The sequence below is a fragment of the Fundidesulfovibrio magnetotacticus genome, assembly GCF_013019105.1.
Lineage (GTDB): Bacteria > Desulfobacterota > Desulfovibrionia > Desulfovibrionales > Desulfovibrionaceae > Fundidesulfovibrio > Fundidesulfovibrio magnetotacticus.
Genome location: NZ_BLTE01000015.1, coordinates 111,760 through 118,007 on the forward strand (window position 1 = coordinate 111,760; position 6,248 = coordinate 118,007).

Annotated in this window: 8 protein-coding genes; 6 read left to right on the top strand and 2 right to left on the bottom strand. The window is 66.8% G+C overall.

The window, feature by feature from the left end; genetic code table 11:
- Positions 1–52: 52 nt before the first annotated feature.
- Complete coding sequence (locus NNJEOMEG_RS15765) at positions 53–553, bottom strand: hypothetical protein (protein WP_173086155.1); 501 nt, start codon at positions 551–553, stop codon at positions 53–55.
- A gap of 289 nt (positions 554–842) precedes the next feature.
- Here NNJEOMEG_RS15765 and NNJEOMEG_RS15770 point away from each other — a divergent pair, with 289 nt between their 5' ends.
- Together NNJEOMEG_RS15770 and NNJEOMEG_RS15775 are read left to right on the top strand one after the other, a co-directional pair.
- Positions 843–1,973 carry an aminotransferase class V-fold PLP-dependent enzyme gene (locus NNJEOMEG_RS15770; protein ID WP_173086157.1) on the top strand — a complete coding sequence of 377 codons (1,131 nt, stop codon included), beginning with the start codon at positions 843–845 and terminating at the stop codon, positions 1,971–1,973.
- 68 nt (positions 1,974–2,041) lie between these two features.
- Positions 2,042–2,284: a hypothetical protein gene (locus tag NNJEOMEG_RS15775; RefSeq protein WP_173086158.1), complete on the top strand. Its 243-nt coding sequence runs from the start codon at positions 2,042–2,044 to the stop codon at positions 2,282–2,284.
- Between the two features lie 63 nt (positions 2,285–2,347).
- Here the strand turns inward: NNJEOMEG_RS15775 and NNJEOMEG_RS15780 are convergent, their stop codons facing one another.
- Positions 2,348–2,641: a hypothetical protein gene (locus tag NNJEOMEG_RS15780; RefSeq protein ID WP_173086160.1), complete on the bottom strand. Its 294-nt coding sequence runs from the start codon at positions 2,639–2,641 to the stop codon at positions 2,348–2,350.
- Positions 2,642–2,813: 172 nt separating this feature from the next.
- Here NNJEOMEG_RS15780 and NNJEOMEG_RS15785 point away from each other — a divergent pair, with 172 nt between their 5' ends.
- The 4 genes from NNJEOMEG_RS15785 to NNJEOMEG_RS15800 all read left to right on the top strand — a co-directional run bounded on the left by NNJEOMEG_RS15785 (position 2,814) and on the right by NNJEOMEG_RS15800 (position 5,735).
- Positions 2,814–3,350 (top strand): HD domain-containing protein, encoded by a 537-nt coding sequence (locus NNJEOMEG_RS15785; RefSeq protein ID WP_173086162.1) that lies wholly within the window; start codon positions 2,814–2,816, stop codon positions 3,348–3,350.
- A gap of 60 nt (positions 3,351–3,410) precedes the next feature.
- On the top strand, positions 3,411–3,779 hold the full coding sequence (locus tag NNJEOMEG_RS15790; protein ID WP_173086164.1) for a molybdenum cofactor biosynthesis protein MoaE: 369 nt from the start codon (positions 3,411–3,413) through the stop codon (positions 3,777–3,779).
- 199 nt (positions 3,780–3,978) lie between these two features.
- Positions 3,979–4,986, top strand: coding sequence for a phosphotransferase family protein (locus NNJEOMEG_RS15795; RefSeq protein WP_173086166.1), 1,008 nt, complete (start codon positions 3,979–3,981; stop codon positions 4,984–4,986).
- The gene (locus NNJEOMEG_RS15800; protein ID WP_173086167.1) at positions 4,983–5,735 is read left to right on the top strand and encodes an HAD family hydrolase; all 753 of its coding nucleotides are present in this window, start codon (positions 4,983–4,985) and stop codon (positions 5,733–5,735) included. Before NNJEOMEG_RS15795 ends, NNJEOMEG_RS15800 begins: the two co-directional genes overlap by 4 nt.
- Positions 5,736–6,248 lie beyond the last annotated feature (513 nt).

The following is a 6,248-nucleotide window of genomic DNA, read 5'->3' on the forward strand; positions in this document are numbered from 1 at the left end:
GCCTGGAGCAGGTCATCCGAAACCCCGTGCGACCTTGAGACCTCGCCGCAGGCTAGTTGGCCAGTTTCACCGGGTCATTCTTCAGATTCCGGGCGAGCTGGTCGCGCAGCTTCACGCTGTATGCCGCGCTCCTTACCTCGCCTGTCTTGTCGTTGCACTTGATCTTCAGCTCGACATCCTCTGTCATGTTGCAGCTATATTGCGTCCAGACTCCAGATTTTTTCACCTTGATCTGCTGGCCAAAAGCCGCCTTCATTTTATTCAAAATGTCTTCCTTGTGCCTCCCGGACACCTTGATAATCCTTGCGTAATACTTGCCGTCGACGAAAGCGTAGGAAATCGCCGGACACGCATCCTGATGCACTTGAAGGCGGCAATTTCCAACATAATTGTAGTACGACACACCATCAACCTGTTTATACAGAATGAAATTGCCATCATCAAGATCACTGAGCTTTGCACCGAAATCCAGCTTGCCACAGTCGAACGCATACGAAGCACTGGCAAGAAAAACAGAGAATACAAACAAACAAGTCGCCGTGAGAACTCGCATTGCCGCCCCTTCCTGCTTGCTGGTTGAACACTTTTGACGAACTATCGACCACTATAAAACGTCCATCCAGTTGTCAAACCGGATTGTCCGCATCCTGATCGGTCCGGCGCTCCATTGACAGGAACAGCCCGCCCCGCACGCTCCGGCCAGCCGGGACAGCGCGAGAGGCGGCCGCCCGGCGGCGGCCCCGACGGCCTTCCCTCCATGAGGAAAGATATGGGAGCCGACGAATTGCGCCGCGCTCTCCAACCGGGTATCCTCTCCCCCACCGAACCAGCCAGGAGGCCCCATGATCCCCTGCCAGCGCCAGCTTTTCGGCGTGCCCGAGAACGTCTGCTACCTCAATTGCGCCTTCACCTCGCCCCTGCCCCAGCCCGCCCTGGAGGCCGGACGCGCCGCCATGGAGGCCAAGCGCGCCCCCTGGTCCATGACGCCGGACCTCTTTTTCTCCGGCCTGGAGGCCGCCCGCGAAGGCTTCGCAGCCGTGCTCGGGGCGGACGTCGACGGCGTTGCCGCGGTCCCGGCCGTGTCCTACGCCATGGCCCTGGCCGCCAGAAACCTGCCCCTGGACGCCGATCGCCACGTGCTCCTCCTGGACGAGCAGTTCCCCTCCAACGTCTATCCGTGGCTGAAGATGGCCCCGGGTCGGGTGCGCGCCGTGCCCCGCCCCGTCGAAGGCACGTGGAGCGAGGCCGTGCTGGCCCACATCACGCCGGAGATCGGGCTGGTGGCCTTGCCGCACTGCCACTGGATCGACGGCACGGTGTTCGATTTGGCCGCCGTGCGCGCCGCCTGCGACCGCGTGGGCGCGCACCTGGTGGTGGACGCCACGCAGTCCCTGGGGGCCATGCCCTTCGACATGGCCGCCGCGCGGCCGGACTTCCTGACCGCCAGCGGGCACAAGTGGCTGCTCGGCCCCTACGGCGCGAGCTTCTGCTGGGCGGCCCCGCAATGGAGGGGTGGAGAGCCCCTGGAGGAAAACTGGCTAAACCGCGAAGGCTCGGAAGACTTTTCGCGCCTCACGGAATACCGCGACGCCTACCGACCCGGCGCGCGCCGCTACGACGTGGGCGAGGCCAGCAACTTCATCCTCATGCCCATGGCGGCGGCGTCCCTGGGGCTCATCCAGGAATGGGGCGTGGCCGGGATCGCCGCGACCCTTTCGGGGATCACCCGCCGCCTGGCCCTGACCGGCCAGGCCTTCGGGCTCACGCCCACACCGGCGGCAGAGCGCGCCCCGCACCTTCTGGGCCTGCGCCTGGCCCACGGCAAGGCCGCGCCCGTGGCGGCGGCCATGGCCCGCGAGGGCGTGCACGTCTCCCCCCGGGGCGCGACGCTGCGCCTGGCCCCGCACCTGCACGTCAACGACGCCGACCTGACGCGCTTCGCCGACGCCCTCGCCCGGGCGCTCTCCACGTAGGGCCTGGGGGATTTCCCCCCGCGCCCCACCGTACTAACATGACGTCAACCGCCGCCCAAGGAGCAGCCATGGCCCCCGAATGGACCAAGCACGACGACGCGACCTATTACATGAGCCTGGGCAAGGCCCTGCTGGTGACCGTGGTCTACGAGCGCCTCACCCCCCCGGGCTGGAAGGTCCAGGTGGGACAGCGCGCCCTCAAGGACAAGTTCGGTTCCCTGGAGGACGCCCAGAAGGTGGCCATGGCCTTCGCGGAAAAGGTGGCCGCGGCCATTCGCGCCGACCTGGACGCCCTGCGCCCACCGGCCTAGCGCCCCTGGCCGGTCCCCTGGCCGGTCCCCTGGTTCCGCAGCGGCTTGCGCGCCGGGCCCCCCCTACCGGGCCGGGCTGCCCAGCACCTCGCGCAGCTTCCCGCCGTCCTGCAGCCCCTGGATGTAGGCGAAGCGCACGTAGAGGTGGCGCACCCGCTCCGACAGCCCGGACATTTCCGTGATCAGGGCCTGAAGCTCCGTGCGCCGTTCCGCCGGGGCCAGCTCCAGGGCCTTCTCTTCCAGCTGGCGCAGGGCGTCGAAATACTGCGGGGCCTCCTCGCCGGGCAGAGGCGCGGACCAAAGGTCCTCCAGGCGGGAGGTGATGATGTCGGGAAAAACCGTCCTCGGAGAATCCATGCGCGCCTCCTTGCGTTGATCGTTCGTCCCGCCCACGGGCGCCTCCGGCGTCGGGACTGGCCTGCCGGAGCATCTTCACGTACGATGGGCGACCGCGATGCCGCCCGCGTGACCCCGCCGTGGCGGCGGGGTCACGCCTGCATACCAGAGCATCGCCCGCAGGAGAACCGCCATGACGCGAAATGACGCCCTGGAACTGCTCGAATCCCGGAAGCCGGAACCCCACATGCTGCTCCACGCCCTCCAGACCGAGGCCGTGTTGCGCGCCATGGCCCTGCGCCTGGAGCAGGACGCCGAACTCTGGGGCATCACCGGCCTGCTCCACGATCTGGACTTCCCCACCACCAAGGACGCCCCCGAGCGCCACGGCCTGGACGCCGCCGCCCAGCTCGACGGCAGGCTGGACCCCGCCGCCGTGGCCGCCATCGCCGCACACAACGCCGAAATGAACGGCCGCCAGCCCGCCGCGACGCTCGACTACGCCCTGCGCTGCGGCGAAACCGTCACCGGCATCGTCCACGCCGCGGCCCTCATGCGCCCCACCGGCTACGACGGCCTGGAACCCAAGAGCGTGAAGAAGAAAATGAAGGACAAAGCCTTCGCCCGAAACGTGCGCCGCGAGATCATCCTGGAATGCGACAAGGCAGGCCTGCCCCTGGACGACTTCCTGGCCCTGGCCATAGACGCCATGCGCTCCGTGCAGGCCTAGCCCACGGGGCCAGACGCCCCGCGCCCGCCACCCGAACACCCCGTCCGCGAGGAGGACTTCATGGACATCTCCAAAGCCATCGCCGAACTCAAGAAACGCCCGGGCTTCACCGAAAACGTGGGCATGGTGCTCGTGCACAACGGCGTGGTGCGCGCCACCCGGCGCGCCGACTCCGCCCCCGTCACCCGTCTTGAAGTCCACCCCGACCAGCGGAAGATCGACGCCATCTGCGCCGAACTTTCCACGCGCCCCGGCATCTTCGCCGTGGAGGCCAAGGCCCTCTCCGGAACCTTCCAGCCCGGCGACGACCTGCTCTACATCATCGTGGCCGGAGACTTCCGCGAGAACGTCCACCCCATGCTCCTGGAGGCCCTCAACCGCATCAAGGCCGAGGCCGTCTCCAAGAGCGAACACGTCCGCGTGGACTGACACCCGCCCGCAGACCCGCCGTCCGGCCGGACCGACCCCGGACCGGACGGCGTCGCCTCCCGACCCCCGGCCCCTTCGCGCCCCGCCTTTTCCCGCCTCCAATTGTTACGATCTCATGACAACCGCCCGGCAACGTGTCATACCGATGCCGGAACGCCATCAGGCGCTCGATAGAATCAAACGCAGCGCGGAGCGCACGATGAACATCCGGCGACTGGGCCGCCTCGACCACGGCGACCCCCTCCACCCCTACCTGCGCGACCACGTACTCCCCCAGTTCGGGGCCTGGCGCGCGGACGCCACTTTCCGCGTCTTCCAGTCCGACTGCTCGCGCGACGTCTACCTCTACGAAGAGGTGCACCACGGCCCGCGCGTGGTCTGCAAGTTCTACCCGCCCAAGCCCGGGCGTCCCGCCTGGCCCAGCCCCGGCGAGACCGAGTACCGCAATCTCGCCCACCTGCGCTCCCTGGGCTTTGACGCCGCGCCACACTACGTGGTGCGCCCCCTGGGCTTCGAACACAGCCTGGGCAACGTGCTCGTCATGGAATGGCTGCACGGCGACACGCTCTGCCGGGTGATCGAAGACGCCATGCACCAGGGACGCCGCGGCCGACTCCACCGCAAGCTCACCGCCCTGGCCTGGTTCCTTGCAAGCCAGCACAACCGCACCGCCGGCGACTGGTACGTGGACTTCGACCACGCCCACGTCTACATGGGCCGCCTCGTCGACTCGCTCATCCACAAACGCGGCATGGGCCAAGACCACTCCCACGAACTCTGGCGACTGCGCGAAGAATGGCGACGCCGCGACGTCATGCGTGAGGACCGCGCCGTCCTCTGCCACGGCGACGCCACGCCCTCCAACTTCCTCTTCGGCCAAGGGCGCGACGTCCTGGCCATCGACCTGGAACGCATGCTCTGGGCCGACCGAGCCTTCGACCTGGGACGCCTCTGCGGCGAACTGGCCCACTTCTTCCACCGAGGCCAGGGAGACCCCGCCCTTGCCGAACCCTTCATCGGCCACTTCCTCTGGGAATACTGCTGCCACTTCCCGGACCGCCACGCAGCCTTCCACGCCATCACCCGGCGCATCCCCTTCTACATGGGCATCACCCTCCTGCGCATAGCCCGCAACTCCTGGATCGATCCCGACTACCGCTGGCGACTCGTCCGCCACGCACAAACCATCCTCGGAGCCCTGCCATGACCTTCAAAGCCATCGTCTTCGACCTCAACGGCACCCTCGTGGACATCAACACCGACGAAGGCAACGAGCAGATCTACCGGGCCGTCAGCCACTTCCTCACCTACCAGGGCATCCGCGCCTCGCGCTGGGAAGTGCGCGACGAATACTACCGCATCATGGACGAACAACGCCGGGCAAGCGGCGAGGAATTCCCCGAATTCGACGCCGTGAACCTCTGGCGCGATTACCTGAACCGCCGCCCGGAAGCCCTGGCCGCCCTCCCGCCGGAAAAAGTCCGCTGGATGCCCCTGTTCCTGGCCGAAATGTACCGGGGCATCTCGCGAAACCGCCTGGAACTCTACCCGGGCGTGAAGAACGTCCTGGACGAACTGGCCCCGCGCTACCGCCTGGCCGCCCTCTCCGACGCCCAGTCCGCCTGGGCCGTGCCCGAAATGCTCGCAGCGGGGCTCGACGGCTACTTCCAACCCGTCATCGTCTCCGGAGACCTCGGCTACCGAAAACCGGACCCGCGCATCTTCCAAATGGCCCTCGACGCCCTCAACCTCCCACCCCAGGAAGTGCTCTTCGTAGGCAACGACATGTACCGCGACGTCTTCGGCGCACACCGCATGGGCATGAAAACCGTCTTCTTCGCCTCAAACCAGGGCCGCAAAAAATTCTCCGGCGCGGAACCCGACTACATCATCTACGACTTCTGGCAGCTGCGACAAGCCATTGATTTCCTGGAAGCACAATCGTCAACAGCCTGAGTGCGTCGGCAAAGACGGATGAGTCGAACGAAAGCCCCCGGGCGGTCGCGATGAAACCGCCGACGGCCAGGACTCTGCCCTGGCCCCGAAGAGCGGGGCTTCGCCCCGGACCCCACCAGGGCTCCGCCCTGGACCCGCTGGAGAGGGCGCTGCCCTCTCCAGACCTCACCCGCCAGGGGGGAGCCCCCCTGGACCCGGCAATTGCTTCGCGGGCTTCACCGGGAGGGACTGTGTTGCCGTAGCCGGGCCTCTGCACAGGGAGAGCCTGCGGATCGTCTTCAAATCGGTCCGCAGGCTCTCCCTGTGCAGAGGCCCGGCTACAGCTTGCAAGACCCTTGCGGCTACGCCGCCTGTCGCGCGGGAATTCGCGCAAAGCCGCGAATCCCCGCGCGGGGGGCCGTGGCGCTGCGCGCCAGATTTTCGAGCAAGATCCATTTCTTGGAATTGAGAGGATAATTCCTTGTTCATCGTCGCTTGCGACGATGGCAGTCCGCCGGGATAAGCGCTGCTTTG